This window comes from Nonomuraea sp. B208 (assembly GCF_057536035.1).
Genome location: NZ_BAAJOU010000033.1, coordinates 34,698 through 60,563, shown reverse-complemented (window position 1 = coordinate 60,563; position 25,866 = coordinate 34,698). Strand labels below are relative to the sequence as shown.

Genomic DNA, 25,866 nt, shown 5'->3' with positions numbered 1-25,866 from the left:
TTCGCTCAGCGGCGCGGGGCCAGACCCAGCTGGAGGCCCTTCAGGCTGGAGGAGCGCTTGCTCAGGGCGCCCGCGATCGAGCGCAGCTCGGCCGCGGCGGGCGAGTCGGGGTCGGTGAGGACCAGCGGCTTGCCCTCGTCGCCGCCCTCGCGCAGCCGCATGTCGATCGGGACCTGCCCGAGCAGCGGCACCCGCGCGCCGAGGATGCGGGTCAGCGCGTCGGCGACGGTCTGGCCGCCGCCCTCGCCGAACACCGAGATGCGCTCGTCGCAGTGGGGGCAGGGCAGCCAGGACATGTTCTCGATGACGCCGGCGATCTGCTGGTGGGTCTGCGCGGCGATGGAGCCGGCGCGCTCGGCCACCTCGGCGGCGGCCATCTGCGGCGTGGTCACGACCAGGATCTCGGCCCCCGGGAGCCGCTGCGCCACGGAGATGGCGATGTCGCCGGTGCCGGGCGGCAGGTCGAGCAGCAGGACGTCGAGGTCGCCCCAGTAGACGTCGGCCAGGAACTGGTGGAGCGCCCGGTCGAGCATCGGACCGCGCCAGACGACCGGGGTGTTGCCCTCCGGGGGCTTGAACATGCCGACCGAGATGACCTTGATGTCGTGGGCCACCGGCGGCATGATCATGTCTTCGACCTTGGTGGGCCGCTCGGCGGCCCCCAGCATGCGCGGGATGCTGTGGCCGTAGATGTCGGCGTCGACGATGCCCACCTTGAGGCCGCTCGCGGCCATGGAGGCGGCCAGGTTGACGGTCACCGACGACTTGCCGACGCCGCCCTTGCCGCTCGCCACGGCGAACACGCGGGTCAGCGAGCCGGGCTGGTTGAAGGGGATCTCCTTCTCCGGCCCGCGGTTGCCGCGCAGCTTGGTCTGGAGCTCCTTGCGCTGCTCGGTGCTCATCACGTCCAGCTCGATCTGGACGCCGGTCACGCCTTCGACCTTGGAGACGGCGGTGGTGACGTCGCGGGTGATGGTGTCCCGCATGGGACAACCCGCCACGGTGAGGTAGACGCCGACGCGCACCGCACCGCCGGGAGCGATATCGATGCTCTTGACCATGCCGAGGTCCGTGATCGGACGGCGGATCTCGGGGTCGATGACGGTGGAAAGAGCCGCCGTCACCAGTTCCTGGGTAGGTGCCATCGAAGTCTCGGCACGAGGGAGTGCCGTCCCTCCTTTGTCGGTATATGTGTGACAGGCGCTGGACGCCAGCGAGGATGCCCCTCCATGGTATGAACCGGCGGCCCCGCTGAGTTAATCCGTGCTGTTAGATGTCTGTGCAACAACGTCCTAAGGTTACTCCGTGACTCTTCTGCGCGACGAGGGCCTCACCGCCGAGGAGCTGGCGGTCTGGCGGATGTTGCAGCGCGCCCAGGTCCGCATCACCCGCCGCCTGGAGGCTGAGCTGCTCGTCGCCCACGATCTGCCCCTGGCCTCGTACGAGGTGCTCATGCAGCTCGCCGAGGCGGACGGGCGGCGGCTGCGGATGAACGACCTGGCCGATCGCGTGCTGCTGTCCCGCAGCGGCCTGACCCGCCTCATCGACCGGCTGCAGCGCGACGGCCTGGTGACCCGCGAGGCGTGCCCCGACGACGCCCGCGGCCTGTTCGCGGTGCTGACCGACGCGGGAGCGGGCCGGCTGGCCGAGGCCACGCCCACCTATCTGCGCGGCATCAGGACGCAGTTCCTCGACATGCTGGGCAGCGGCGAGATCGGCCAGATCAGGGCCATGCTCGGCAGACTCGACGGCGCCGAAGCAGGTGCCGGAGCAGGCACAGGCACAGCCGCTAGCGCGGCTGGCGGCGGCGCTCCCTGACCTCGGGCTCCTGGAGCTCCTCCAGCAGCCGGCCCAGCTCGGCGCGCAGGTAGTCGCGGGTGGCGACCTCGTTGATCGCCAGACGCAGCCCGGCGATCTCCCGCGTCAGATACTCGATCTCGGCCTGGTTGCGCTCGGCGGCCTCGCGGTCCTGCTCGTACTGGATGCGGTCGCGGTCGTCCTGGCGGTTCTGGGCCAGCAGGATGAGCGGCGCCGCGTAGCTGGCCTGCAGCGACAGCATGAGCGTCAGGAAGATGAACGGGTACGGGTCGAACTTGAGCGAGGGCGGCGCGGCCACGTTCCAGATCACCCAGACCCCGACGAACACCGTCATGTAGACGATGAACCTGGCGGTGCCGAGGAAGCGCGCGATCCGCTCGGACAGCCGGCCGAAGGTCTCCGGGTCGTAGTGCGGCCGCAGCGTGCGGCGCAGCTCGCGCGGCTGGTCGAGTCGTTCGGTGGTCACGTGTCGTCCCTCTCGCGCCAGTCCTCGGGCAGCAGGTGGTCCAGCACGTCGTCGACGGTCACCGCGCCGACGAGCCGGCCCAGCTCGTCCACGACGGGCGCCGCGACGAGGTTGTAGTTGGCGAGGTACGAGGTGACCTCGATCAGCGTGAACTCCGGCTTGATGGGGTCGATCGACGGGTCCAGCGCCGCGCCGAGCAGCGTGGAGGGCGGCTCGCGCAGCAGGCGCTGGAAGTGCGCCACCCCCAGGTAGGTGCCGGTGGGGGTCTCGGTCGGCGGCCTGGACACGAACACCTGGGCCGCGACGGCGGGCGAGAGGTCCTGCTGGCGGATGTGCGCCAGCGCCTCGGCCACCGTGGACGAGGGCGGCAGGATGACCGGCTCGCTGGTCATGACGCCGCCCGCGCTGTTCTCCGGGTAGGTGAGCAGCCGCCGCACCGGCGCGGCCTCCCCCGGCTCCATGAGCGCCAGCAGCTCGGACGCCTGCTCGTCGGGCAGCTCGTGCAGCAGGTCGGCGGCGTCGTCGGGGCCCATCTCCTCCAGGACGCGGGCCGCCCGCTCGGGCCCCAGCATGCCGAGGATGCCGACCTGGTCGTCCGGCGGCATCTCCTCCAGCACGTCGGCGAGGCGGTCGTCGTCGAGCGCGCGGGCGATCTCGGTGCGCCGCTTGGGCGGCAGGTGGTGCAGGGCGCTCGCCACGTCGGCGGCCCGCATGGACGAGAACGCCGCGATCAGCCCGGCCGCGCCCTGGTCCTGCTGGAGGGTGTCGAAGCCGGTGACCTCGTTCCAGTCGACCACGCGGGGGTCGCGCCGCCTGCGCCGGTAGACGGCGACCTTGGTGATCTCCCAGGTGGACGGCTTGACCTCCTCCATGGCCACGTCGTAGACGGTGACCTGCTCGCCGCCGACGCGTACGGACAGGTCGAGCAGCTCGCCGACGACCAGCGTCTCGCTCGCGCGCTGCTCGAACCTGCGCATGTTGAGCCGGCCGCTGAAGACGACGGCCCCGGCCTCGATGCGGCGGACGCGGGTGATGGGCAGGAAGACGCGGCGGCGCGGCTGCACCTCCACGACCAGGCCGTGGATGTTGGGGCGGCGGCCGGGGCGCAGGCCCGCCACCAGGTCGCGGACGCGGCCGATCTGGTCGCCCGCCGGGTCGAAGACCGGGGTCCCAGGGAGCCGCGCCACGAAGATCCTCACGTGGCCAGGCTAACAGCGCCGTCCCATTGCGCCAGGTGAGGGCGACATGTCAGGATCAAACCTGCTTGACGGTAATTACGAGGCGGGAATGGTGTTGCGATGAGATATGCGGGGCTGGCGCTCGCGTTCGTGTCCTCGTGTTGTTTCGCGTTCTCGGGGCCCATGGCCAAATATCTGATCGCGGCAGGGCTGGCGCCGATCGAGGCGGTGTGGACGCGGATGGCGGGCGCGGGGCTGCTGCTGCTCGCCGTGCTGGCCATCGTACGGCCACGGGCGCTGCGCATCCCCCGCTCCCGCATGCCGTTCTTCGCCCTGTACGCGATCATGGCCGTGGCCGGGGTCCAGTCGCTCTACTTCGTGGCCATCACGCGGCTGCCGGTGGGCATCGCCCTGCTGCTGGAGTTCATGGCGCCGGTGATGGTCGTGGCCTGGGTGCGGCTCGTGCGCAGGATCCGGCTGGCCCCCGCCGCCTACGTCGGCGCCGTGGCGGCCGTCCTCGGGCTCGCCATCGTGGTCGAGGCGTGGCAGGGCATGCGGATCGACGCGCTCGGCCTGCTGCTCGGGCTGGCGGCCGGGGCCTGCTGCGCGGGCTACTTCCTCATGAGCGACAGCTTCGGCGACGACGTCGACCCGCTCGGGCTCATCGCCTGGGGCATGGCGGGCGCTGCCGTGGTGCTGGTGCCCTTCGCCCGGCCCTGGGACATCCCCTGGGACGCCTTCACCCTCACCACCACCCCGGCCGGGGGCGGGGTGAGCCTGCCGGTGCTGGGGGCGTACGTGTGGATGGTGCTGGTCGCGACCGTGGTGGCGTACATCCTGGGCGTCAACGCGGTGCGGCGGCTGTCGGCCGCCGTCGGGGCCACGGTCGCGTCGCTGGAGGTCATCGGCGGCGCCCTGGTGGCCTGGGGGCTGGTCGGCGAGACCCTCGGCGTGTTCCAGATCACCGGCGGGCTGCTCGTGCTGGCCGGCGCGCTGCTCGCGCAGACCGCGACCGCCTCGGCGCGGCCGGCGGAGGCGCCCGAGGAGCCCGGCGAGCCCGGGCTGGCGTCCCTGGACGGGGTCAGCTCACGGGGGTGAGCCGGACGACGACGCACTCGCGGGCCCACCGCTCGGCGAGGTGCTCGGCGTCGCGGGCGTTGAGCCGCTCCTTGGCGAGCGCGGCCACCGCTTCGGGGGCCCGCTCCTGGTCGACGACCGACACCGCGGCGTCGAACTCCACCAGCCTGGCGCCGTTGTCCTTGCTGCGCAGCGTCACGTGGACCCGGTCGAGCGCGTCGAGCCCGGGCAGGCTCTGCTCCTCGCCGCCCGTCACGAGGTGGATCGCGCCGTCGTGCCAGACGTGCCAGGCCAGCCGGGGCCCGTCGGCCAGGCCGAGCCACAGGATGCCCGACTTCTTCGCGCCCTCCTCGACGCCGGGCGCCAGGGAGGGCTCCACGGGCATCAGGTGGCCTCGGAGTCGTACGGCGGGACCTCGCCGTAGCCCAGCTCGTCCACGACCGGCTCCGGCGAGTAGGAGGCCGCGACGGAGTCCAGCTCCTTCGGCTTGTCGTTCCAGGTGTCCTCGATGTCGTCGAGGAGATGCTTGCGGACGAACGTGCGCGGGTTGAGGTCGGCCGGGTCGAAGTTCTGGAACTCCGGGCCCAGCCCGGCCCGCAGGTCGTCGCGCGCGTTGTTGGCCATGCGGCGCAGGTTGCGCAGCGTCCGGCCCGCCTGCGCGGCGGCCTGGGGCAGCTTGTCGGGGCCGAAGACCAGCAGCGCGAGGACGACCAGCGCCGCTATCTCCCCCCACCCGAGTCCGAACACCGTGAGCTCCTACCGCAGTCAACGCCTCCGAGGACAACCCCGGCCTATCCACAGACTAAGGGCTCCCGGGCACCGCTACGATGCCCGGGCTCAGGACAGCCCCGGGACGGCCTCGGATCGGCGTCAGGACGGCGTCGGCGACGGCCCGTCCTCGGCCACCACCGTCAGCGTGGCCGTGCGTTCCTGCCCGGCGCGCTGGTACTTGATGTTGATCTTCGAGCCGGGGGCCTTGCTGCGGATCAGCGCGATCAGCTCGTTGCCGTCCTGCAGGGCGAGGCCGTCCATCTCCAGGATCACGTCACCGGCCCGGAGCCCGGCCTTGTCGGCGGGCCCGCCGGGGGTCACCGGCTGCTGGCCGCTCACGTTCGCGGTGGCGATCTTCACGCCCTGGCCGCGGTAGTCCTTCTCCAGCACGATGCCGATCTTCGGCCGCTTGGCCCGGCCGGTGCTGATCAGCTCCTCGGCCACCCGCCGCGTCTGGTTGACCGGGATCGCGAAGCCCAGGCCGATGCTGCCGCTCTGGCCGCCGATCGACCGGCTGAGCGTGGCGATGGCCGAGTTGACGCCGACGACCTCGCCACGGCTGTTGACCAGCGGGCCGCCCGAGTTGCCGGGGTTGATCGCGGCGTCGGTCTGGATGGCGCTGATGTACGCCGTCTCCTCGCTGCCCCCGCCGGCCTCGTCGCCGGCGATGACGGGGCGGTTGAGCGAGCTGACGATGCCCGTCGTGACCGTGCCCGTGAGCCCGAGCGGCGAGCCGATCGCGATGACCGGGTCGCCCACGACCACCTGGTCGGAGTTGCCGAGGGTGATCTCCGGCGTCCCGAACGTCTCCTCCGGCTTGACCACGGCCAGGTCGGAGCCGGGGTCGCGGCCGACGATGCGGGCCGAGGTGGTCTTGCGGTTGTTGAACTGGATCTTGATCTCGCCGCCGCTGGCCGCCAGGGCGACCACGTGGTTGTTGGTCACCACGTAGCCGTTCTTGATCAGGAAGCCGGAGCCGGTGGCGCCCTCGGTGTTGGAGCCGTTGCCGACCTCCAGGGAGACCACGCTGGGCAGCACCCGCGCGGCCACGCCCGCGATGGAGCCGGGCTCGCGGCTGGCCGCGCCGGTGGGCACGGGGCCGAGGCTGTAGGAGGGGTCGGTGGCGGCCGAGCCGCTGGGCCTGGTCAGCAGGTAGGTGCCGACGCTGCCGAGGCCGGAGGCCACCAGCGCGATGGCGAGGGCGATGGCGATCAGCCCGCCGGTGCCGGGACCGCGCCGCCGGTCGCCCGCCGGCCCGCCGTGGGCCAGGGGCGGCGGGGCCCAGCCCGCGCCCATCCCGAGCGCCTGCCGGGGAGGCGGCGGCGTCCCGCCCCCGTACGGCGCACCGCCGAACGGCGGGGCCGCGGAGTACGGTCCCTCGAACGACGGACCCCCGAACGAGGCGCCACCGGACGACGGGCTCTCGAACGACGCACCGCCGAACGACGGGGCCGATGATGACGGGCTCTCGAACGACGCGCCACCATAGGGCGGGGTCGAGGACGACGCGCCGCCGAACGACGGCGCCGATGACGACGGGCTCTCGAACGACGCGCCGCCGTAGGACGGTGCCGAGGAGGACGGTGCCGAGGAGGACGGGCCGGCGAACGACGGGCCGCTGATGGTGTCGGCGAGCGGCCGGTCACCGGACGCCCCGTCGCCGTAGGGGTTGTCGCCGGACGCCGGGCCGCCGTCGGGCCGCCCGAAGCCGGGGCTCTCGTACTGGCGGGTGCCGTTGTCCTGGCCGCCGCCGGGCGCGCCGAAGCCGGGCGCGTACGACGGCCCGCTCCCGCCCCGCTGCTCCCCCGACGACTCGGGCGAGCCGCCGTAGGGCGCGTAGGACGGCTGGTACGGCGGCGCCCCCGCGGGCTCGGCGGCGCGGCCCGACGGATCGCCCCAGGAGGTGCCGCCGAAGGAGGCGGGGGGTTCCGCGCGCCCGCCCGGCGACTCGGCCGGGTGGTCGGCGGGCAGGAACTCCGGCCGCCCCTGTGACTCGGGGTAGTCCGACGGCGTGCGTCCTTCGGTGGGGCGCGGCGTCTCGTCGGTCATCTAAGTCTCACCACTCCTTGGCTCGGCCGCCGCAATCGTCGCCATTGCGACATACGAGGGTTATAAGGACCCGAACCCAGATCGTATGCCCGTACCATGCACGGCTACGCCAACCTCGGCCATCTCCGGCATATCGGAACCTCAGGGAGTGTGGACCGTCGGGGCGCCCGTCGGCGAGTGCTGCAACTTGTACAGCTCGACCGGCGGCGTCGGGGTCTCCTGACCCGCGCCGGAGACGGCGAAGAAGGTGCCGAGCGCCACGGCGGCCGAGACCACGCTCACCGCGACGTACGCCGAGCGCCGCCTACCGCCACGGCCGGGGCCCGAAGCCCCTCCAGTGGCGTCCCTGCGGGGCCGGTTGTCCAGCGGAGCGATGCTGTGCGGGCCCGGGATGGGCACACCCCCGAAGGTACGGGTAGGAAAAGGGCGCTCCCTCGGCGGCAGCGGACCGCCCGGCTCCGCCATGCGGAGCAGGGACATCGTGAGGTCGGCCGGCATCGCCGGGCTCTCCAGCGAGCGCAGCCGCGCCTTCAGCGCGCGTACGGACTCGACCTCCGCCCTGCAGTCGGCGCAGAAGGTCAGGTGCGCGAGCGCGCGCTCGCGCTCGTGGTGGCCGAGTTCGCCGTCGACCAGCGCGGAAACGCGTTCTCCAAGATGAGCCATATCAGACTTCCTCCCCAGGGATCACGGACGGGGGGAGTTGGTTGGCACGGGGGGCCCGGTGGTCGAGGGCCTCCCGCAACTGCGCCCGACCACGGTGGATGCGGCTGCGGACCGTGCCCAGCTTGACGCCGAGCGTTTTGGCGATCTCCTCGTAGGAGAGCCCCTCGATGTCACAGAGCACGATCGCGGCACGGAACTCGGGCGCGAGCGCGTCGAGTGCGGCCTGGATGTCGGGCTCCAGATGGGCGTCGTCGAACGCCTGCGCCGGCGACGGCTCCCGGCCGCGCAGCCGCTCGGCGGCGTCGTCGGCCAGCCCCTCGAACCTGATGCGCTGCTTGCGCCGCGCCATGTCGAGGAACAGGTTGGTCGTGATCCGGTGCAGCCACCCCTCGAACGTGCCGGGGGTGTAGCTGGACAACGACCTGAAGACCCGGACGAAGACCTCCTGCGTGAGGTCCTCGGCGTCGTGGACGTTGCCGGTCAGCCGGTACGCGAGCCGGTACACGCGCGCGGAGTGCGTCCGCACGACTTCCTCCCACGTGGGAGGCGTCCAGTCAGACGACACGGGAGCATCCGTCTGGTGGTCGCTCTCGTCCACCAGAACTCCTCTCTCTGGGACCACCGCTATCGCCATAGTGCCTGGTTTCGTCCCTTCGTGCGCACTGCCTGCCTTCCGGACCGGCAAAGCCCGTTTAAACCTGCAACGCCTCGGGACCCTCCTGAGTTCCCGTCCCGGCGTGTCTCCCCTAGGCTGCGATCGGTGCCAATCACGCGGACACATCGCACGAAAGTGGGGGGAGGCGGCCGATGACCGATCAGGTGGAGGCCACTCTGGCCTATGCGGAGCAGTTTCATCAGGAGGATGAGATCCTGCACGCGGCGCGGCAGCGCGGGCTGGAGATGGGGGCCGTGCCCGTCCTTCCCGGCGCGGGCGCGGCGCTGTGCTTTCTCGCCACCGCGGTCAACGCCAAGGCGGTGGTGGAGATCGGCACGGGCTGCGGCGTCTCGGGGCTGTGGCTGCTGCGCGGCATGCGCGCCGACGGCACGCTGACCAGCGTGGACGTCGAGCCCGAGCACCAGCGCCTGGCCCGGCGGGCGTACGCGGAGGCCGGGTTCTCCGGCGCGCGGGTGCGGCTGATCTCCGGTCGGGCGCTCGACGTGCTGCCCCGCCTGTCCGACGGCGGCTACGACATGGTCTTCGCCGACGGCGCGAAGCAGGAGTACGTCGACTATCTGGCCGAGGCCGTCCGCCTGCTGCGCGTGGGCGGCATCGTGGCCTTCGACAACATGTTGTGGCACAACCGTGTGGCCGACCCGTCGCAGCGCGACCCCGACACGGTCGCGCTGCGCGAGCTCGGCAAGCTGGTGCAGTCGGACGAACGGCTGCGCTCGGTGCTCATGCCCCTTGGCGACGGCCTGCTGGCCGCCGTCAAGGTGTCGGCGTAGGGCCGCGGCTCACCCCCCGGGTGAGTCGGCGTAGGGCGGCGACTCACCCCCGGGTGAGCCACTCCAGCAGGACGCGGACGCCGAACCCGGTGGCGCCCTTGCTGAGCGTGCCCTCGTCCACGGTGCTGCGGCCGACCCCGGCGATGTCGAGGTGCGCCCACGGCCGCTTGCCCGCGAACTCCCGCAGGAACAGCGCCGCCGTGATCGAGCCCGCCCCGAAGCGCGAGCCCGCCTCGACGTTGGCGAGGTCGGCGACGGACGACTCCAGCGCGGGGGCGTACTCGTCGATGAGCGGCATCCGCCACAGCCGGTCGTCGCTCGCCTGCCCGGCCGCGACGAGCCGCCCGGCGAGGTCGTCGTCGGAGGCGTAGACGGCGCCGACGCTGCGGCCGAGCGCCACGCTGATGGCCCCGGTGAGGGTGGCGATGTCCACCACCGCGTCGGGGTCGAGCTCGGCGTCGGCGTAGGCGAGCGCGTCGGCCAGCACGAGCCGCCCCTCCGCGTCGGTGTTGAGCACCTCGACCGTGCGGCCGCCGTAGTGGGTGATGACGTCGGTGGGCCGCTGCGCGGTGCCGGAGGGCATGTTCTCGGCGGCGGCGACCAGCCCGGTGACCCGCACCGGGGCCTTCAGCTCGGCGAGGGCGCGCAGCACCGCGATGACGACCGCCCCGCCCGCCATGTCGGTCTTCTGGGTCTTCATGTTCTCGGTCGGCTTGAGCGACAGGCCGCCCGAGTCGAACGTGATGCCCTTGCCGACCAGCACCACGTGCCGCTCCGCGGGCTGCTCGGGGGTGTAGGAGAGCTGGATGAGGCGCGGCGGGCTGACCGAGCCCTGCCCGACGGCGAGGATGCCGCCGAAGCCCTCGGCCCGCAGCTGCTCCTCGTCCCACACCCGCACCGGCAGCCCGGTCTCGGCGGCCCGCTCGGCGAGCCAGGCGGGGTTCTTGACCGAGGAGGGCGTGTTGGCGAGGTCGCGCGCCAGCGCCACCGCCCGCGCCGTGACCTCCGCCCGCTCCAGGGCCGCCTGGTCGGCCCCGGCGAACACCAGCCGCGCCACGGCCCTGCGCCCGGCGTCGCCGATGCGGAAGGTGTAGGCGGCCAGCAGCGCGGCCTCGGCGAACGCGGTGATCTCCCCGTCCGGCGGCACCACGGTCAAGGTGTCCTTGCCCTTGGCCCGGCGGGCGAGCGCGGCGCCCGCCTTGCGCAGCGCGGCCGGCTTGCCGTCGCCGACGCCGTAGAACAGCACCCGGCCCACGCCCCCCGCGCGGGCCACGGGCACCTCCACGATCTCCCCGGCCTCCCCCTTCGCCTCGTAGTGGGCCAGCAGGTCGCGTACGGGCAGGTGCAGCTCCACGTCGTGCGCGGGAGCGAGGTCGGAGGCGTACGGGATCGCCAGCAGCTCGGCGTCGGCGGGCACCTCGGCGACCACCGCGGCAGTGGTCTCAATGGGCACGGGAAATTCTCCTCAAACGTCAGCGACCCTGGCGCCGGTTCAGCCGGGTACGCGCCAGGGTCGTGAAACAGGTTGTCTCTCGGGAGCGCTCAGCCGACGACGTTCTTCAACGCCTCACCGAGGGCCTTGGCCTCGTCGGCGGAGATCTCCACGACGAGCCGGCCGCCACCTTCGAGAGGGACCCGCATGACTATGCCGCGCCCTTCCTTGGTGACCTCGAGCGGACCATCGCCGGTCCGCGGCTTCATCGCCGCCATGCGTGCATCCCTTCCTGCCTTGGGCTCCCGCGGCCCGCGATTTCCGACCTCCCAGGAGGGGTGGTCGGCGCATTCACGTCTTCTGTGATGTCCTATTCTCCCGCATCGAGAGCGCTCATGGGTAACGATCTCCTCCCAGAATGCGTTGTCGGGGCGTGCGAAGACGGCCAAACTGGACTGCGTGCACGCTCGCGCCGCTCTGTTCGATCTCTACGGGGACCACCTGCGCCGGCGAGGCGGAGAGGCGTCCGTCGCCGCGCTCGTCAGGCTCATGAAACCCCTGGAAATCGCGGCCCCTGCCGTCCGCACGGCGGTCTCCCGGATGGTGCGCCAGGGCTGGCTGCGTCCGGTCAGGCTGCCGCAGGGGCCCGGCTACGGCCTGACGCCCAAGTGCGTGCGCCGGCTCGATGAGGCGGCCGTGAGAATTTACCGAGCCGGGGCCCCTCCCTGGGCGGGCCGCTGGCATGTCGTCGTCCTCGAGCCGGTCAGGGAACGCCCGCGCAGGGAGCGGCTGCGGGCCGACCTCACCTTCCTCGGCTACGCCGCTCTGTCGGAGACGACCTGGATCGGTCCACGCCACTCCAGTGAGCTGGACGCCCTGCTGGAGGGCGAGGGCGTGCGGGCCGACCGGTTCGAGGCCGCGCTCGACGGCGACCCGCGCGAGCTGGTGGCGCGGGCCTGGGATCTGGACGCCATCGGCGAGGCGTACGAGCAATGGCTCGCCGAGGCTGTCACGCTGATCAGCACGCTGCCCGGGTCGGCCCCGGACGACCAGGTCTTCGCCGCCCGCAGCAGGCTCGTCCACGGCTGGCGGAACTTCCTGTTCCGCGACCCCGGCCTGCCGGGCGAGCTGCTGCCGGCCGACTGGCCAGGTGAGAAGGCCAGGGCCTACTTCGAGCAGGAGGCCGCCAGGCTGCTGCCCGCAGCCACCGCGTTCGTCGACAGGGAGTTGCCTTGATCCGCTACGACGTGGCCGACGCCGTCGCCACCATCACCCTCGACCGCCCCGACGCGATGAACTCGCTCACCACCGAGCTCAAAGTGGCGCTGCTCGACGCGCTGCGGCGCGCCGCGGACGACCGCGCGATCCGCGCCGTGCTGCTGACCGGCGCGGGCCGGGCCTTCTGCGCGGGCCAGGACCTGCGCGAGCACGCCGGCAACCTGGAGGCGGGGCGCGGCCTCGACGACACCGTACGCCTCCACTACAACCCGGTCGTCGAGCTGCTGACCACCATGCCGAAGCCGGTCGTCGCCGCCGTCAACGGGGTCGCGGCGGGCGCGGGGGCGTCGCTCGCCTTCGCCTGCGACCTGCGGGTGGCCTCGGAGAAGGCGAAGTTCGCGCTCGCCTTCACGGGCATCGGCCTCGCCCCCGACTCCGGCGCGTCGTGGACGTTGCAGCGCCTCGTCGGGCTCGGCCGGGCCGCCGAGCTGCTGCTGCTCGGCGAGCCGCTGGACGCCGCCCGCGCCCTGGAGCTGGGGCTGGTCACGCGGGTGGTGCCCGCCGACGACGTGCTGAAGACCGCGTACGAGCTGGCGGCGCGGCTGGCGCAGGGGCCGACGGTGGCGTACGCGGCCACCAAGCGGGCCCTCGCCCACGCCGCCACGCACGCGCTGCCGGACGCGCTCGCCCTGGAGGCCGACCTTCAGGACGAGTGCGCGGCCACCCGCGACCATCGCGAGGCGACCCGGGCCTTCCTCGCCAAGCAGCGCCCCGCCTTCACGGGCGAGTGACGCGCGCCACGCAGTCCGCGAGGTGGTCGTTGACCAGGCCGATCGCCTGCATGAGCGCGTAGGCCGTGGTGGGGCCGACGAACCTGAAGCCGTGCCGCTTCAGCTCCTTGGCCAGCGCCTTTGAGCCGGGGGTGACGGCGGGGACGTCGGCCATCGTCTTCGGCACCGGCGAATCGGGGTCGGCGTGCCGCCACACCAGCTCCGACAGGCCGACGGGGAGGTCCTGAGCGGCTCTCGCGTTGCTGATGGCCGCCTCGATCTTGGCGCGGTTGCGGACGATGCCGGCGTCGCCGAGCAGCCGTTCGACGTCCTGCTCGGTGTAGGCGGCGACCTTCGGGATGGAGAAGCCGTCGAAGGCGGCGCGGAAGTTCTCGCGCTTGCGCAGGATGGTCAGCCAGGACAGGCCGGACTGGAACGCCTCCAGCGCGACGCGCTCGAACACCGCGTCGTCGCCCCTCACCGGGCGGCCCCACTCCTCGTCGTGGTAGGCGAGGTACATCGGGTCGGACATGCCGGCCCAGGTGCAGCGGATCAGCTCGGTCACGTCCGGTCGTCCCCGTCGGCGTCCTTGGTCCGCGCGGCGGGCGCGGGCTCCCCGTCCTCAGCCGCGCCGTCCTTCTCCGCGCCTTCCTTCTCCACCTCGTCCTGCTCCAACTCGTCCTTCTCGGCGAGGTCCTTCTTCGTCTCGTCGTTCCCCGGCTCGGCGTTCCCCGGCTCGGCGTTCCCCGGCTCGGCGTTCTCCGGCTCGGCGTCGGCGGGCAGCCGCCACTCGGGGTCCTCGGGCGGATGCTGGAGCTCGGCCCCGCCGTCCCACGACACCGACGCGCCGCTCGACGTGACGGGATCGCCGGACTCCGGCAGCTCCCTGTCCACGGCCGGCGCCTCGGGCTCGTGCTCGGTCCGCAGCCCGGCGCCCGGCGAGGCGTAGACCTCCTGGCGCGCGTACAGCCGGCTGGACAGCAGCTCGGAGACGCGCTGCTCCAGCACGGCGATCCTGGTGTCGCGCTCGCTGAGCGCGGTGGCCGCCCGGCGCAGGGCCTCATCGACGCTCGCCGTGTGGTAGCCGACCAGGTTGACCGGCAGTTGGAGCGCCATGAAGTCGACCGCCGTGAGCTGTCCCGGCTCGGGCAGGCCGAGCGGAGGCACGTCCGGCGGGAACTCGGTCAGCTCACCGCCCCGGCCGAGGGAGACCACGACCACGCAGGCCAGAATGGCGATGGCGGCGATGGCGAGTATGACCAGCACATTGGCATCGTACTCATACCATCGGGGCATGAGGTCCGCACTTGCCGCGGCAGGTGCCGCTTCGGGCACGACCGTCCTGGTCAGCGGGGCGGGCCCCGATCAGGGGCCCGATCAGGGAGTGGCCTCGCCCAGCTCGGCGACGCTCGGCCGGACCGGCTGGGGGCGGGCCTCCAGCCGGGCGAACGCCTCTTCGACGGTCGTGGTCCACGAGATCGCGTCGAACACCTCGGGCCGGGTGAAGCCCTCGTCGTAGAGGTGGTGCATGAGCCGCTTGAGCGGTTCGTACAGGCCCCAGGGGTCGAGCACCACCAGGGGCTTGTCGTGCATGCCCAGCACCCGCGCGGTCCAGATCTCGAACAGCTCCTCCAGCGTGCCGATGCCGCCCGGCAGCACCAGGAACGCGTCGGAGCGGGCGTCCATGACGCCCTTGCGCTCGCGCATGTCACCGGTGACGATCAGCTCGTGCGACTCCTCGTCGGCCACCTCCATGTCGACCAGCACCTGCGGGATCACCCCGACCGTGCGCCCGCCCGCCGCGCGGGCGGCCGAGGTGACCGCGCCCATGCAGGAGACCGATCCCCCGCCGCTGACGAGCGTGTGACCGCGCCGGCCGAGCTCGGCGCCGACGCGGGCGGCCAGGTCGAGGTATTTCCTGTCGATGTGCAGGCTGGAGGCGCAGAAGACGCAGATGTTCACGTCGCGGAAGCCTATTGCGGCTCGGCGTGGTGGCCGGCGGCGGCCTCGACCTCATCCTGACGCTGCCTGCTGCGGGCCCGGTCGGACTCCACGATGATGCGTACGGCCTCGTCGACGTCGTCGGTGACGGTGATGAGGTCGAGGTCCTTCGAGGCGATCTTGCCGGTGCCGAGCAGGCTGCTCTTGACCCAGTCGAGCAGGCCGCCCCAGAACTCGCTGCCCACCAGCACGACGGGGAACGAGGTGACCTTGTGCGTCTGCACCAGCGTCAGCGCCTCGAACAGCTCGTCCAGGGTGCCGAAGCCGCCGGGCAGGGCGATGAAGCCGCAGGAGTACTTCACGAACATGGTCTTGCGCACGAAGAAGTAGCGGAACTCGATGCCGAGGTCCACGAAGTCGTTCATGCGCTGCTCGAACGGCAGCTCGATGCCGAGCCCGACCGAGATCGCGCCCTCCACGTCGCGCGCCCCGCGGTTGGCCGCCTCCATCACGCCGGGCCCGCCGCCGGTGATGACGGCGTAGCCGGCCTCGGCCAGCGCCCGGCCGAGCGCCCGGCCGAGGCCGTATTCGGCGGAGTCGCCGGGCGTGCGGGCCGAGCCGAACACGGTGACGGCGGGCGGCAGCTCGGCGAGCTGGCCGAAGCCCTCCACGAACTCGGCCTGGATGCGCATGACCCGCCACGGGTCCATGTGCACCCAGTCGGAGGGGCCCTGGCGGGCCAGCAGCCGCTGGTCGTGGGTGGAGCTGGGCACCAGGCTGCCGCGGACGAAGGCCTGGCCCTGACGGCGCTCGCGACGGTTCTGTTCCATGCGGATCACGCTAGCCCTTCTCCCGCGCGGTTCGCGGCCTGACGGCGAAAGCCCAGGTGGCGGGGTGGTTACGGGAATCGAAAAAAACTTTGGAGGCGGGGAACCGGATTTCGGCTCCCTCGCGTCTAACTGGCGAGGGTGCTGCTCGGGACTGAAAGTGGTCTTCCCCGCCAAATGGCCGGCGAGGAAGGCCACTTTCATTTGGTGAGCCAGTCCCGCATCGCGCGCTCGCCCTCCACGATCTTCGGCAGCGACACGTACTCCCCCTGCTGGTGCGCCAGGTTGGGATCGCCGGGGCCGTAGTTCACGGCGGGGACGCCGAGCGCGGAGAAGCGGGCGACGTCCGTCCAGCCCAGCTTGGCCCGCGGCGTGCCGCCCACCGCCGCGGCGAACGCCGCCGCCACCGGATGCGTCAGCCCCGGCCGGGCCGCAGGCGCCGCGTCGGTGAAGGTCACCTCGAAGCCGTCGAACACCTCGCGTACGTGCTGCTCGGCCTGCTCGACGGTCAGGTCGGGGGCGAAGCGGTAGTTGACGGTGACCACGCAACGGTCGGGGATGACGTTGCCGGCCACGCCGCCGGTGACGCCGACCGCGTTGAGCCCCTCGTGGTACTCCAGCCCGTCGACCACCGGCCGGCGGGCCTCGTAGGCGTTGAGCCGGGCGAGCACCGGCTCGATCCCGTGGATGGCGTTGACCCCGAACCACGAGCGGGCGCTGTGGGCGCGCTTGCCGGTCACCGCGACCTCGGCGCGCAGCGTGCCCTGGCAGCCGCCCTCGATCACGCCGTCGGTCGGCTCCATCAGCACCGCGAAGTCGGCGAGCAGCCAGTCGGGGTGCTCCCTCGCGACCCGGGTGAGCCCGTTGCGCTCGGCCTCGATCTCCTCGCAGTCGTAGAAGACGTAGGTGACGTCCCTGTTGGGGGCGGGCACGGTGGCGGCCAGCCGGAGCGCGACCGCCACGCCGGCCTTCATGTCGGAGGTGCCGCACCCGTACAGCAGGTCGCCCTCGACCCGGCTCGGCAGGTTGCCCGCGACCGGGACGGTGTCGAGGTGGCCGGCGATCAGCACGCGCTCGCCGCGGCCGAGCTCGGTGCGGGCGACGACGGTCTCGCCGGAACGCTCCACCTTCAGGTACGGCAGCGCGGCCAGCGCCCGCTCGACGGCGTCGGCCAGGCCGCGCTCGGCGCCGCTCACCGACTCGATGTCCACGATCGCGGCGGTGAGCGCGCGTACGTCCTGGGTCAGGTCCAGCATCAGGTGTTCACCCCGTGTTCCCGCAGCACCTCGTTGAGCGCCGCCTTGTCGTGCCGCTGCCCCGGCTCCAGCCGCTTGATCACCAGCACGCACGGCAGCCCGAACGTGCCTCCGGGGAACTCCCGCTGCCGCGTGCCGCTCACGGCCACGCACCAGTCGGGGATCCGGCCCCGCGTCAGCTCCTCGCCGGTCTCCACGTCTATCACGGGGATCGAGGCGGACAGGATCACCCCGGCGCCCACCACCGCGCCCCTGCCGACCCTGGCGCCCTCGACGAGCATCGCCCGGCTGCCCACGAGCGCGTCGTCCTCGACCACGACCGGCACGGCGTTGGGCGGCTCCAGCACGCCGCCGACGCCCACCCCGCCGGACAGGTGCACGTTCTTGCCGATCTGGGCGCAGGAGCCGACGGTGGCCCAGGTGTCGACCATCGTGTTCTCGTCCACGTACGCGCCGATGTTGGTGAACGACGGCATCAGCACCACCCCGGGCGCCAGGTAGGACCCCCAGCGGGCGATCGCGCCGGGCACCACGCGCACGCCCTCGAAGGAGTTCTTCAGCGGGACGCGGTCCTGGTGGTGGAAGTCGCCCACCTGGGAGCGGGCCATGCCGAGCAGCTTGAAGGCGAGCAGGATCGCCCTCCTGGCCCGCTCGTCGACCTCCAGCTCGCCGTCCACCAGCCGGGCGGTGCGGGCCACCCCGGCGTCGAGCAGGTCCACCGCGCCGATCACCAGGTGGCGGGCCTCGTCGTCCTGCGGTGACAGCTCCGCGCGGCGCTCCCAGAGCTCGTCGATGACCGGGGCTATCGGTGAGGAGGTGCTCGCGTCACTCATGGGCACGGAGCTTATCCGTACGGGTAGGTTCTTCAGGGTGCGCATGCGGTTCTCCCGTGAGGTCATCACCATCGTGGTCATCGTGGTCGTCCTCGCCGTCGGCATCTCCGTGGGGCTCTACCACCTGCTGAAGAGGACCCCCCACCTGGCCGAGCCCGTGGCGGCCCACTGCAGCGTGCGCGCTCTGGGGTTCGACCTCGCCCTCGATCCCGAGCAGGCGCAGATCGCCGCCACGATCGCCGCCGTCGCGGCGCGCAGGAAGCTGCCCGAGCGGGCCGTGGTCATCGCCTACGCCACCGCGATCCAGGAGTCGAAGCTCTACAACCTCGACTACGGCGACCGCGACTCGGTGGGCGTGTTCCAGCAGCGCGAGTCGCAGGGCTGGGGCACGAAGAAGCAGATCATGGACCCGGTCTACGCCACCAACCGGTTCTTCGCCGCGCTGGTCAAGGTGAAGAACTACCGGAAGATCCCGCTGGCGGAGGCGGCGCAGGCGGTGCAGCGCTCGGCGGGCGGCTACGCCTACGCGCCCCACGAGGAGCAGGCGAAGGCCCTCGCGGCGGCGTTCACGGGGCGGGTGCCCGAGTCGGTGCACTGCTGGTATCCGTCGGGCGGCCGGACCCCGGCCCCTGCGCCGCGCACGGAGGAGGCGCGCAAGCAGCTCGCCCGCGCCCTCGGCAGCACGACGATCACCTCGCGCAAGCGGGGGTGGCTGGTGGCCGCCTGGTCGGTGGCCCACGCCGAGAAGTACGGCCTGAGCCGGGTGCGCTACGCGGGCGCGTCCTGGTCGAACGACCTGGAGGCCAAGGGATGGCGCACCGGCGACGGGTCGGGCACCGGCAAGGTCGAGCTGTCCTGAACCCGCGCCCCACTACGGTGATTGCGCGCAATTCCCGCGAGATTGCGGCGCGTCAGGAGGCGCGGCGGATGACGGAGATGGAGCCGGGCGGGAGGGGCTGGGCGTAGCTGGCGGTCCAGGACTGGCCCTGGATGCGTTCGAAGGAGAGCAGCCGGCCGTCGCCCGCGCGGTAGTCGGCGAAGTCGAGCAGGCCCCGGTCGGGGTTGCCCGTGTCGCCCTCGCTGCGGAAGGCGGCCGTGCCCCGCTCGACGGGGAAGAACTCCACGCCCTCCATGATGAGCATGTGCTTGGCGGGGACCATGCCCTGGGTGGGCACCTCGGTCCAGAGCAGCACCACCAGGTGCGGCGGGTCGCCGGCGCGGACCTCGACCGACAGCCACTGCCGGCGCCGCGCGCTGTCGCGCAGCAGGAACTCCGTCCACTGCTGGCCCTGGCCGGAGATGTGCAGGGCGCCGAGCACCCGCGCGACCGAGCCCTGGATGTCGATCTTGTCGCCCACCCGGAGGGTGCGGGGGTCGGTGTATTCGGCGCCGACCTGACGGGGGACGCCGGAGGGCACGTTCGGGGGCATGGCGGCGGACGCGGGGACGGGCGCGCTCACGGGCCCGCTCGTCGGGGCCGGCATCGGGCTCTCCGCGCGCGCGGACCCGGCCGCCGGCGGCGGCGTGCCCGCGCGGCCTCTCCTGTCTTGCCGCAACGTCGCCAGGAAGGCTCCGAGCAGGAGCAGGACGAGGGCGATGCTCAGCCCGAGAACGACCATGGAGGTCATGCTCATCGATCAGCTCGCTCCACTCGCGGTCTGCCTCGGCATAAGCCCTTATCGATTTATGCGTGCCAAACCTCACGGTTTGCTCTGACGCGCGATCCTACTGGAGGCGGCGCACCGCCGCACTGATGCGTTCGTCGGTGGCGGTGACGGCGATGCGGATGTGCCGCTCACCTGCCGATCCGTAGAACTCGCCCGGCGCGACCAAAATCCCTATTTCGGAAAGCTTTCGTACCTGGTCCCATGCGTTCTGCCCGTTGGATGCCCAGAAGTACAACCCTGCGGTCGAATGGTCGATGTGCCAGCCGGCCTTCTCCAGCGCGGGGCGGAGCAGGGCGCGGCGGGCGGCGTAGCGCTCGCGCTGGGCGTCGGCGTGGGCGTCGTCCGCCAGCGCGGCCGTCATCGCGGCCTGGACCGGGGCGGGCATGAGCATGCCGGCGTGCTTGCGGATCTCCAGCAGCCGCTTGACCAGGGCGGGGTCGCCCGTCACGAACCCGGCGCGGTAGCCCGCCAGGTTGGAGCGCTTGGAGAGCGAGTGGACGGCGAGCAGCCCCTCGTGGGAGCCGCCGCAGATGTCGGGGTGGAGGATGGAGATCGGCTCCTCCTCCCAGCCGAGCTCGATGTAGCACTCGTCGGAGGCGACGACCGCGCCGCGCTCGCGCGCCCAGGCCACCACCTTGCGCAGGTGCTCGGCGGGCAGCACCCGGCCCGTCGGGTTGCCGGGCGAGTTGACCCAGACGAGGTCGACGCGCTCGGGGCCGAGCGCGAGCGTGCTGTCGGAGGCCGTGCCCTCCGCCCCCGCGAGCCGCGCGCCCACGTCGTACGTGGGATAGGCCAGCTCGGGGAAGACCACCCTGCGCGCGCCCAGATAGGTGGGCAGCCAGGCGACGAACTCCTTGGAACCGATCAGCGGGAGCACGTCACGCTGGCCGACCTCGACGCCGTGCCGACGGCGCAGCCAGCCGGCCGCCGCCTCGCGCAGCGCCTTGGTGCCGTGCGTCAAGGGATAGCCGGGGCTGTCGGCGGCCCCGGTCAGCGCCTGCCGGACGATCTCGGGCACGGGATCGACCGGCGTGCCGACCGAGAGGTCGACGATGCCGTCGGGATGAGCGAGCGCGCGCTCTTTGTACGGCTCCAGCCGGTCCCAGGGAAAGTCAGGCAGGTTGTTCACGGTGCTCCAGGGTGTCGCTCTGCCGTACGGCGCGTGCGCGGGCACGCCACGCGGACGGGGCGCATCCAGACGTGGATGCCCCCGTGCCCGACGTGGGACCGCTCAGTGATCCTCGCCCTGCGGCGGCAGCGCCGCCACCACCGGGTGGTCCTTGTCGATCTTGCCGACCTTCGAGGCGCCGCCCGGCGAGCCGAGCTCCTCGAAGAAGTCGACGTTGGCCTTGTAGAAGTCCTTCCACTGCTCGGGAAGGTCGTCCTCATAGAAAATGGCCTCGACGGGGCATACAGGCTCACACGCGCCGCAGTCCACGCACTCGTCGGGGTGGATGTAAAGCATGCGCTCGCCCTCGTAGATGCAATCGACGGGGCACTCCTCGATGCACGCCTTGTCCAGGACGTCCACGCAAGGCTGCGCGATGACGTAGGTCACCTCGAGCTCCTTCTTCTCCGCACCATGGCATGACTTCTGACCGCGGTTTGCTACGCCCTAGTATTGCCGTGCTTGCCAGCTGGCCGAAACGGAGGGTGGCAAACTCGTGGCCGCACGGCTCGTCATCGCGATCACAACTCAGGACATAGGCGCCCGGATCACCACGCGGCGCAGGGTTCCCGGCGGGTTCCGTGACGCGGTGGGCGTCCTGGAGTCCTGGGAGCACGGGGTTCTGCGCGTACGTAAAAAAGACGGCACGCTGGTGGAGATCTCCGAGGAGACGCTGGTCGCGGCCAGGGTCGTTCCCGCCGCGCCTCCTCGACCTGCGGCGCGGTAGCGGTCAGTATTCGTCATGTGACCGTACGTACCTGCGCCGCCGCAGCCGCAATCCTCGCCAGCGCCGGATGCGGCGCGTCGTCCACCGAGCCCGCCCCGGCCAAGAACCTGCCGCCGGTGAACGTGCAGGCGGGCTCGCTCAAGGCGGGCTTCTCCAGCATGGACCGCCTGGTCGAGGCGGCCAAGCGCGAGGGGCAGCTCAACGTCATCGCGCTGCCGCGCGAATGGGTCAACTACGGCGAGGTGATCGACGCCTTCGCCGACAAATACGGCATCAAGGTCAACGAGCTGGAGCCGAACGCCAGCAGCAGGCGGCAGATCGACGCCGCCGCCACGCTCAAGCCCGACGTGTTCGATCTCACGCTGGACGTGGCGGTCAAGGAGGCGGCCAGGTTCGCGCCGTACAAGGTGCAGGGCTGGCTGGACGTCCCCGACCGCGTCAAGGACCCGTCCGGCGCCTGGTACGCCGCCTACGGCGGCTACATGTCCATCGGCTACGACCCTCGCGCCGTCAAGGCCCCGGCCAGTTTCGCCGACCTGCTCAACCCCGGCTACCAGGTGGCGCTCGACGGCGACCCGCTCCGCTCGGCCTCCGCCTTCGGCGGCGTGATGGCGGCCTCCATGCGCGGCGGCGTGCCGCGGCCCGACCAGGGCGTGAGCCTGTTCGCCAGGCTCAAGCAGGCCGGGCGGCTCACCGACCTCGCCAAGGCCAACACCATCGTGGCCTGGGACCACCTCAACGCCGCCCGCGGCGCCGCGCACTCCGACCGCTGGAAGGTCGTCATCCCGAGGGACGCGGCGCTCGGCGACTACCACGTGCAGGCGATCAACAAGGCCGCCCCGCATCCGGCCGCCGCCCGGCTGTGGCAGGAGTTCCTGTTCTCCGACGAGGGCCAGAACCTGCTGCAGAAGGGCTGGGCCCGTCCGTCCCGGAGCGAGGCCATGGCCATGAAGGGCACGCTGGACGCCGAGCAGGCCGCCAGGCTGCCCAAGGCGCCCGGCCCGCCGATCCTGCTCACGATCCCGCAGGAGGATGCCGGGAAGGCGTACCTGCGTAAGGAATGGGCCAAGAGTGTGGGATGAGTCGGTAGTGACTTGATATGTCGTAGGGACGATCAGGCTCTAAAGTGAACAGACAGCACGGCCACGGGGGCCCGATGTCTGAGGAAAAGTGAGCTGATCGTCTTGCGATACGACACACCGAGTTTGGAGCGGTGGAACAGTCGCGCCTACGACAGCAGCTTCGGCTACGTCTCCACCCAGGGCGCGCCACTGGTCGACCTGCTGGATCCGCGGCCCGGCGAGCGGGTGCTCGACCTCGGCTGCGGCACCGGCGTGCTCACCGCGCAGATCGCCTTCCGCGGCGCCGAGGTCCTCGGCATCGACGGCTCGTCCGCGATGATCGAGAAGGCGCTGGCGCAGTACCCGGGCATCAACTTCATCGTCGGCGACGGGCACGACTTCTCCGTGGTGGACCCGTACGACGCGGTCTTCTCCAACGCGGCGCTGCACTGGATGAGCCGCGACCCCGACACCGTGATCGCCAACGTGCGCGAGTCGCTGACGCCCGGCGGGCGCTTCGTCGCCGAGATGGGCGGGGCCGGCAACTGCGCCGAGCTGACCGCCGCGATGCTGACCGCCTGGCGCGAGTACGGCCTGCGCGAGCCCGAGATGCCGTGGTATTTTCCCTCGCCCGCGGAATACGCCCGCCGTCTGGAGAAAGAGGGTTTCGTCGTCCGGTTGCTGGAATACTTCGACCGGCCGACCCCGCTCGACGAATGCCCTGGCGGAGCCGCCGACTGGGTGCGGATGTTCGCCTCGTCGGCCCTCGCCGGGCTGCCCCCGGAGATCGTGGAGCCCCTGCTTCATCGCGTCAACGAACTGGCGGCGCCCGCGCTTCGCAGGGAGACTGGCTGGATGGCCGACTACGTGCGTCTACGCTTCGCCGCCGTACGGCGCTGATGCGTAGTGCATGATGCGTAGGGCTAATTTGCCGGACTATGGTCTGTTCCGTGGGCGGCGAGATGACGGCTGCACCGCCGCGGCGGCGTGAGGGGTGAACGGAACGGGATGAATTTCTGCCTGAGCGACCTCGTTCCACCGTTGAGGTGGAGCGACGCGTCGACGATCACGCTGTTGACCGGGCAGCCGGATCTGCCGGATGCGTGGTGGCGCACTCTGCCCGTGCCGCACGTCCTCGCCGCGATCGGCCCCGAGGCGCTGGCCGAGCTGCTCACGGAGATCGCCCTTGAGCACTGGCCGGCGGCGGCGGTGGGCGACGTGCTGCCCGCGCTGCACGTCCTCGACCCCGAGGAGGCCGACGAGCCGCCGGTCGCCATCGCGCTGGACCGTGCCGGATCGTGGACGGGGCTGCTCGCGCTGACCGGGCGGGAGCTGGCCGACCAGCCGTTCATCAGGGCGCGGCCGGTGCTGAGCACGTTGTTCGGGGCGGTGTTCACGCGGCTGGCGCAGCCGTACGCGGGCGCGGCCGGCGCGGGGTCCGCCCCCGCGGTGCCCGCTCCCCGGAGCGAGGCCGCGCCGGCCACGGCGGACGAGGCGCTGCCGCTCCTCGCGGTCCCCGCCCCGGCGGACCCGGAGCCCGCCCAGGACGACCTGCGCCTCCCGGCCCCCGAGGTCCCGGCAGTCCCCGAGACTCCCGGGACCCCGGAGCCGGCCGGCACGAAGGCCGAGGCGGCGGACGCCGTGGCTGCCCAGGACGCCGCGCCGGTGGCGGAGGCCGAGGACGCGCAGGACGTGGCGGCTCCGGCTCAGGACGCCCCACGGCCCGAGGACGCCGCGCCGGAGGCCGAGGACGCGCAGGACGTGGCGGCTCACGCTGAGGAGGCCCCACTGCCGGAACCTCGCGTCCGGGAGTTCGCCGCCGAGGCCCCCGCCGGGGAGGCGGAGCCCGGGGACGCCGACGGGGAGGAGGCGTCAGAGGACGCCGCCCCCTCCGAGGGCAAGCAGGCTTCCGGCGATGCCGAGCCCCGCGCGCACGGGTTCGCCGAGGAGGGCGAAGCCTCCCGCGCCGAGGAGCACGAAGCCTCCGCAGACGTCGCGTCCGGCCCCGCGGCGAACGAGCGCGCCCCGCACGCCTTCGCCGCCCTGGAGGAGGTCCCCGCCTTCGCCGCCCCGCGTACCGGCGAGGAGAACGACGCTCCGGCGCACGCCTTCGCCGCCGTCCCCCTGAAGGAGGAGGACGAGCGGCCGGTGCTGGACGCGGACGCCGAGCCCGCAGCCGACGCGGGTGACGGTCCCGAGCCCACGCCCGACTCCGTCGAGGAGCCCGCCCCTGAGCCCGCCGCCGCGGAGGCCGAGGCCCTGGAGGCGGACGGCCCCTCGTCCGGCGCCCCCACCGAGGACGACGAGGTGGAGAGCCCCGAGGGCCAGGAGGACCGGGAGCTGCCCGAGCTCATCGAGGCCGCTTTCGCCGGCCTGGACGACAAGAGCTGGGCCGTGGCCCAGAACCGGGTCTTCACCGACGAGCCGTCGGCGGTGGACCAGCTCGCCAAGCTGTTCGCCGTCCCCCCGGCGGAGATCACGGCCACGGAGAAGCAGTTCCGCGTCCGGCTCGGCGAGTGGCTGGACAGCGACGAGGCCGCCCCCTACCGGGCCTATCTGGACGAGCTGCGCAGCACGCTCGGCCCGGAGGCTCCCAAGGAGCGGGTGATCGGCGCGGCCGACTGGCACAAGGTCGAGATCCGCGCCCTGGAGGTCCCCGCCTGGCAGTTCGTGCTGGCGACCCTGCCCGGCAAGCAGGCGGTGCTGACAGTGCAGGCCCCTGGGCAGGCCGCTGGGCCGGCCGCCGTGGCGGCCCCGCCGCCCCCGGTCGAGCTGCCGCCTCCCCCGCCCTCGCCGTCCCCGAGGCTCGATCCGGTGCTGCACTTCGACGCGCCGCGGCAGCCGCCGATGGACATGCCGCCGCAGTCGGCGTTCGGGCCGGTGCCGCTGCCGCCGCCGCCTCCGGGGCCGCCGCAGTTCCAGGCGTTCAAGCCGGTGACGGCCCACGAGCAGAACGGCGGCTCGGGCGAGCAGAAGCCGTACCAGCCGCTCAAGGACGTCTCGCAGACCAGGCGCTGCTTCCGCCAGCCGGACGGCCGGTGGTGGCTGCGCGTGGACGTCACCGCCGAGCAGATGGCGGGCGGCGAGTGCGCGCTGCCGACGGGCTTCGCGGCCTACCTGGGGCTGTCGCCGGGCGAGTCGAGGACGGTCAGGAGCGCCGCGGGCGAGCTGACCATGACCTGGCACGGCCGCCCGGTGCTGGAGTCCATCGAGCACCTGCTCGGCGACGTGGGCGCGCGCGAGGGCGGGCACCTGTTCCTCACGCTGTCGGACGAGGGCGTGCTGCGGGCCAGGCACCTGCCGGCGGCCGCGCAGGGCGCCGAGAAGATCACCAAGGCGCTGCGCCTGGTCGGCTACACCGCTCCCGGCGGCACGCGTGACCAGGCGGCCCGGGTGATCGCGACGAGGATCGGCTTGACGGGCCCGGTCAGCCTGCCGGACCTGCTCACCAGGCTCCGCGAGCGCGGGGACCGCGACCTGCTCGCCCTGCTGGACTGA

Annotated in this window: 29 protein-coding genes; 10 read left to right on the top strand and 19 right to left on the bottom strand. The window is 72.3% G+C overall.

Features of this window, described 5'->3' with window-relative positions; genetic code table 11:
- Positions 1 to 5: 5 nt before the first annotated feature.
- Positions 6 to 1,145 (bottom strand): Mrp/NBP35 family ATP-binding protein, encoded by a 1,140-nt coding sequence (locus AC27IY_RS45675; RefSeq protein WP_344210608.1) that lies wholly within the window; start codon positions 1,143 to 1,145, stop codon positions 6 to 8.
- Between the two features lie 160 nt (positions 1,146 to 1,305).
- Here AC27IY_RS45675 and AC27IY_RS45670 point away from each other — a divergent pair, with 160 nt between their 5' ends.
- Positions 1,306 to 1,818 (top strand): MarR family winged helix-turn-helix transcriptional regulator, encoded by a 513-nt coding sequence (locus AC27IY_RS45670; RefSeq protein ID WP_423477127.1) that lies wholly within the window; start codon positions 1,306 to 1,308, stop codon positions 1,816 to 1,818.
- Here AC27IY_RS45670 and AC27IY_RS45665 read toward each other — a convergent pair.
- Complete coding sequence (locus tag AC27IY_RS45665) at positions 1,790 to 2,284, bottom strand: DUF1003 domain-containing protein (protein WP_364454649.1); 495 nt, start codon at positions 2,282 to 2,284, stop codon at positions 1,790 to 1,792. The genes AC27IY_RS45670 and AC27IY_RS45665 overlap by 29 nt on opposite strands.
- Positions 2,281 to 3,483, bottom strand: coding sequence for a magnesium transporter MgtE N-terminal domain-containing protein (locus AC27IY_RS45660; protein WP_423477126.1), 1,203 nt, complete (start codon positions 3,481 to 3,483; stop codon positions 2,281 to 2,283). The genes AC27IY_RS45665 and AC27IY_RS45660 overlap by 4 nt, the downstream gene beginning before the upstream one ends.
- 99 nt (positions 3,484 to 3,582) lie before the next feature.
- Between AC27IY_RS45660 and AC27IY_RS45655 the strand changes: the two genes are divergently transcribed.
- Complete coding sequence (locus AC27IY_RS45655; protein WP_487181794.1) at positions 3,583 to 4,560, top strand: EamA family transporter; 978 nt, start codon at positions 3,583 to 3,585, stop codon at positions 4,558 to 4,560.
- On the opposite strand, the gene AC27IY_RS45650 is transcribed toward AC27IY_RS45655, so the two are convergent.
- The 5 genes from AC27IY_RS45650 to sigE all read right to left on the bottom strand — a co-directional run bounded on the left by AC27IY_RS45650 (position 4,544) and on the right by sigE (position 8,656).
- On the bottom strand, positions 4,544 to 4,924 hold the full coding sequence (locus AC27IY_RS45650; protein WP_364454658.1) for a hypothetical protein: 381 nt from the start codon (positions 4,922 to 4,924) through the stop codon (positions 4,544 to 4,546). The two genes, AC27IY_RS45655 and AC27IY_RS45650, sit on opposite strands and share 17 nt — an antisense overlap.
- Entirely contained in the window at positions 4,924 to 5,286 is a 363-nt protein-coding gene (locus AC27IY_RS45645) for a sec-independent translocase (protein ID WP_329590060.1), read from the bottom strand. Before AC27IY_RS45645 ends, AC27IY_RS45650 begins: the two co-directional genes overlap by 1 nt.
- A gap of 123 nt (positions 5,287 to 5,409) precedes the next feature.
- Positions 5,410 to 7,359 (bottom strand): S1C family serine protease, encoded by a 1,950-nt coding sequence (locus AC27IY_RS45640; protein WP_487181793.1) that lies wholly within the window; start codon positions 7,357 to 7,359, stop codon positions 5,410 to 5,412.
- Between the two features lie 141 nt (positions 7,360 to 7,500).
- A complete protein-coding gene (locus AC27IY_RS45635; RefSeq protein WP_423452528.1) occupies positions 7,501 to 8,022 on the bottom strand; it encodes an anti-sigma factor family protein in 522 nt (173 codons plus the stop codon).
- Between the two features lies 1 nt (position 8,023).
- The gene (sigE, locus tag AC27IY_RS45630; RefSeq protein WP_329590055.1) at positions 8,024 to 8,656 is read right to left on the bottom strand and encodes an RNA polymerase sigma factor SigE; all 633 of its coding nucleotides are present in this window, start codon (positions 8,654 to 8,656) and stop codon (positions 8,024 to 8,026) included.
- Positions 8,657 to 8,829: 173 nt separating this feature from the next.
- On the opposite strand from sigE, the gene AC27IY_RS45625 reads away from it, so the two are divergent.
- Positions 8,830 to 9,468: an O-methyltransferase gene (locus tag AC27IY_RS45625; RefSeq protein WP_487181792.1), complete on the top strand. Its 639-nt coding sequence runs from the start codon at positions 8,830 to 8,832 to the stop codon at positions 9,466 to 9,468.
- Between the two features lie 43 nt (positions 9,469 to 9,511).
- Here AC27IY_RS45625 and AC27IY_RS45620 read toward each other — a convergent pair whose 3' ends face one another.
- Together AC27IY_RS45620 and AC27IY_RS45615 are read right to left on the bottom strand one after the other, a co-directional pair.
- Positions 9,512 to 10,921 (bottom strand): leucyl aminopeptidase, encoded by a 1,410-nt coding sequence (locus AC27IY_RS45620; protein ID WP_487181791.1) that lies wholly within the window; start codon positions 10,919 to 10,921, stop codon positions 9,512 to 9,514.
- An 89-nt stretch (positions 10,922 to 11,010) separates the two neighbouring features.
- On the bottom strand, positions 11,011 to 11,178 hold the full coding sequence (locus tag AC27IY_RS45615; RefSeq protein ID WP_020545024.1) for a DUF3117 domain-containing protein: 168 nt from the start codon (positions 11,176 to 11,178) through the stop codon (positions 11,011 to 11,013).
- A gap of 181 nt (positions 11,179 to 11,359) precedes the next feature.
- On the opposite strand from AC27IY_RS45615, the gene AC27IY_RS45610 reads away from it, so the two are divergent.
- Both AC27IY_RS45610 and AC27IY_RS45605 read left to right on the top strand, forming a co-directional pair.
- The gene (locus AC27IY_RS45610) at positions 11,360 to 12,136 is read left to right on the top strand and encodes a PaaX family transcriptional regulator (protein ID WP_487181790.1); all 777 of its coding nucleotides are present in this window, start codon (positions 11,360 to 11,362) and stop codon (positions 12,134 to 12,136) included.
- Positions 12,133 to 12,909: an enoyl-CoA hydratase-related protein gene (locus tag AC27IY_RS45605; protein WP_344210633.1), complete on the top strand. Its 777-nt coding sequence runs from the start codon at positions 12,133 to 12,135 to the stop codon at positions 12,907 to 12,909. The genes AC27IY_RS45610 and AC27IY_RS45605 overlap by 4 nt, the downstream gene beginning before the upstream one ends.
- On the opposite strand, the gene AC27IY_RS45600 is transcribed toward AC27IY_RS45605, so the two are convergent.
- From AC27IY_RS45600 to AC27IY_RS45575, 6 genes are all read right to left on the bottom strand, one after another.
- Complete coding sequence (locus AC27IY_RS45600) at positions 12,896 to 13,420, bottom strand: DNA-3-methyladenine glycosylase I (protein ID WP_487181912.1); 525 nt, start codon at positions 13,418 to 13,420, stop codon at positions 12,896 to 12,898. The two genes, AC27IY_RS45605 and AC27IY_RS45600, sit on opposite strands and share 14 nt — an antisense overlap.
- Before the next feature lie 29 nt (positions 13,421 to 13,449).
- On the bottom strand, positions 13,450 to 14,154 hold the full coding sequence (locus AC27IY_RS45595; RefSeq protein ID WP_487181789.1) for a hypothetical protein: 705 nt from the start codon (positions 14,152 to 14,154) through the stop codon (positions 13,450 to 13,452).
- Positions 14,155 to 14,265: 111 nt separating this feature from the next.
- Positions 14,266 to 14,850, bottom strand: coding sequence for an LOG family protein (locus AC27IY_RS45590; RefSeq protein ID WP_487181788.1), 585 nt, complete (start codon positions 14,848 to 14,850; stop codon positions 14,266 to 14,268).
- Between the two features lie 11 nt (positions 14,851 to 14,861).
- On the bottom strand, positions 14,862 to 15,659 hold the full coding sequence (locus AC27IY_RS45585; RefSeq protein ID WP_487181787.1) for an LOG family protein: 798 nt from the start codon (positions 15,657 to 15,659) through the stop codon (positions 14,862 to 14,864).
- A gap of 197 nt (positions 15,660 to 15,856) precedes the next feature.
- Positions 15,857 to 16,912, bottom strand: coding sequence for a succinyl-diaminopimelate desuccinylase (gene dapE / locus AC27IY_RS45580; protein ID WP_487181786.1), 1,056 nt, complete (start codon positions 16,910 to 16,912; stop codon positions 15,857 to 15,859).
- The gene (locus AC27IY_RS45575; protein WP_344210645.1) at positions 16,912 to 17,745 is read right to left on the bottom strand and encodes a 2,3,4,5-tetrahydropyridine-2,6-dicarboxylate N-succinyltransferase; all 834 of its coding nucleotides are present in this window, start codon (positions 17,743 to 17,745) and stop codon (positions 16,912 to 16,914) included. Before AC27IY_RS45575 ends, dapE begins: the two co-directional genes overlap by 1 nt.
- A gap of 43 nt (positions 17,746 to 17,788) precedes the next feature.
- Between AC27IY_RS45575 and AC27IY_RS45570 the strand changes: the two genes are divergently transcribed.
- Positions 17,789 to 18,604, top strand: coding sequence for a hypothetical protein (locus AC27IY_RS45570; RefSeq protein ID WP_487181911.1), 816 nt, complete (start codon positions 17,789 to 17,791; stop codon positions 18,602 to 18,604).
- A 52-nt stretch (positions 18,605 to 18,656) separates the two neighbouring features.
- On the opposite strand, the gene AC27IY_RS45565 is transcribed toward AC27IY_RS45570, so the two are convergent.
- The 3 genes from AC27IY_RS45565 to fdxA form a co-directional block, all read right to left on the bottom strand.
- Positions 18,657 to 19,379 carry a DUF4178 domain-containing protein gene (locus AC27IY_RS45565; protein ID WP_487181785.1) on the bottom strand — a complete coding sequence of 241 codons (723 nt, stop codon included), beginning with the start codon at positions 19,377 to 19,379 and terminating at the stop codon, positions 18,657 to 18,659.
- A 91-nt stretch (positions 19,380 to 19,470) separates the two neighbouring features.
- Positions 19,471 to 20,541 (bottom strand): succinyldiaminopimelate transaminase, encoded by a 1,071-nt coding sequence (dapC, locus tag AC27IY_RS45560; RefSeq protein WP_364454694.1) that lies wholly within the window; start codon positions 20,539 to 20,541, stop codon positions 19,471 to 19,473.
- Positions 20,542 to 20,643: 102 nt separating this feature from the next.
- Positions 20,644 to 20,970, bottom strand: coding sequence for a ferredoxin (fdxA, locus tag AC27IY_RS45555; RefSeq protein WP_242372683.1), 327 nt, complete (start codon positions 20,968 to 20,970; stop codon positions 20,644 to 20,646).
- A gap of 106 nt (positions 20,971 to 21,076) precedes the next feature.
- Between fdxA and AC27IY_RS45550 the strand changes: the two genes are divergently transcribed.
- The 4 genes from AC27IY_RS45550 (at position 21,077) to AC27IY_RS45535 (ending at position 25,866) form a co-directional block, all read left to right on the top strand.
- Positions 21,077 to 21,307 (top strand): putative acetyltransferase, encoded by a 231-nt coding sequence (locus AC27IY_RS45550; protein WP_344210654.1) that lies wholly within the window; start codon positions 21,077 to 21,079, stop codon positions 21,305 to 21,307.
- A gap of 17 nt (positions 21,308 to 21,324) precedes the next feature.
- On the top strand, positions 21,325 to 22,389 hold the full coding sequence (locus AC27IY_RS45545; protein WP_364454698.1) for an ABC transporter substrate-binding protein: 1,065 nt from the start codon (positions 21,325 to 21,327) through the stop codon (positions 22,387 to 22,389).
- Between the two features lie 102 nt (positions 22,390 to 22,491).
- Complete coding sequence (locus AC27IY_RS45540) at positions 22,492 to 23,268, top strand: class I SAM-dependent methyltransferase (protein WP_344210658.1); 777 nt, start codon at positions 22,492 to 22,494, stop codon at positions 23,266 to 23,268.
- A 174-nt stretch (positions 23,269 to 23,442) separates the two neighbouring features.
- Positions 23,443 to 25,866 carry a hypothetical protein gene (locus tag AC27IY_RS45535; RefSeq protein ID WP_487181784.1) on the top strand — a complete coding sequence of 808 codons (2,424 nt, stop codon included), beginning with the start codon at positions 23,443 to 23,445 and terminating at the stop codon, positions 25,864 to 25,866.

Excerpts from the sequence above, each read along its gene's own strand:
- AC27IY_RS45585 (WP_487181787.1), bottom strand. The coding sequence starts at position 15,659 with ATGGAACAGAACCGTCGCGAGCGCCGTCAGGGCCAGGCCTTCGTCCGC.
- AC27IY_RS45570 (WP_487181911.1), top strand. The coding sequence starts at position 17,789 with ATGCGGTTCTCCCGTGAGGTCATCACCATCGTGGTCATCGTGGTCGTC.
- AC27IY_RS45625 (WP_487181792.1), top strand. The coding sequence starts at position 8,830 with ATGACCGATCAGGTGGAGGCCACTCTGGCCTATGCGGAGCAGTTTCAT.
- dapE (WP_487181786.1), bottom strand. The coding sequence starts at position 16,912 with ATGCTGGACCTGACCCAGGACGTACGCGCGCTCACCGCCGCGATCGTG.
- AC27IY_RS45650 (WP_364454658.1), bottom strand. The coding sequence starts at position 4,924 with ATGCCCGTGGAGCCCTCCCTGGCGCCCGGCGTCGAGGAGGGCGCGAAG.
- AC27IY_RS45640 (WP_487181793.1), bottom strand. The coding sequence starts at position 7,359 with ATGACCGACGAGACGCCGCGCCCCACCGAAGGACGCACGCCGTCGGAC.
- AC27IY_RS45675 (WP_344210608.1), bottom strand. The coding sequence starts at position 1,145 with ATGGCACCTACCCAGGAACTGGTGACGGCGGCTCTTTCCACCGTCATC.
- AC27IY_RS45565 (WP_487181785.1), bottom strand. The coding sequence starts at position 19,379 with ATGAGCATGACCTCCATGGTCGTTCTCGGGCTGAGCATCGCCCTCGTC.
- AC27IY_RS45600 (WP_487181912.1), bottom strand. The coding sequence starts at position 13,420 with ATGTCCGACCCGATGTACCTCGCCTACCACGACGAGGAGTGGGGCCGC.
- AC27IY_RS45655 (WP_487181794.1), top strand. The coding sequence starts at position 3,583 with ATGAGATATGCGGGGCTGGCGCTCGCGTTCGTGTCCTCGTGTTGTTTC.
- AC27IY_RS45635 (WP_423452528.1), bottom strand. The coding sequence starts at position 8,022 with ATGGCTCATCTTGGAGAACGCGTTTCCGCGCTGGTCGACGGCGAACTC.
- AC27IY_RS45615 (WP_020545024.1), bottom strand. The coding sequence starts at position 11,178 with ATGGCGGCGATGAAGCCGCGGACCGGCGATGGTCCGCTCGAGGTCACC.
- sigE (WP_329590055.1), bottom strand. The coding sequence starts at position 8,656 with ATGGCGATAGCGGTGGTCCCAGAGAGAGGAGTTCTGGTGGACGAGAGC.
- AC27IY_RS45575 (WP_344210645.1), bottom strand. The coding sequence starts at position 17,745 with ATGAGTGACGCGAGCACCTCCTCACCGATAGCCCCGGTCATCGACGAG.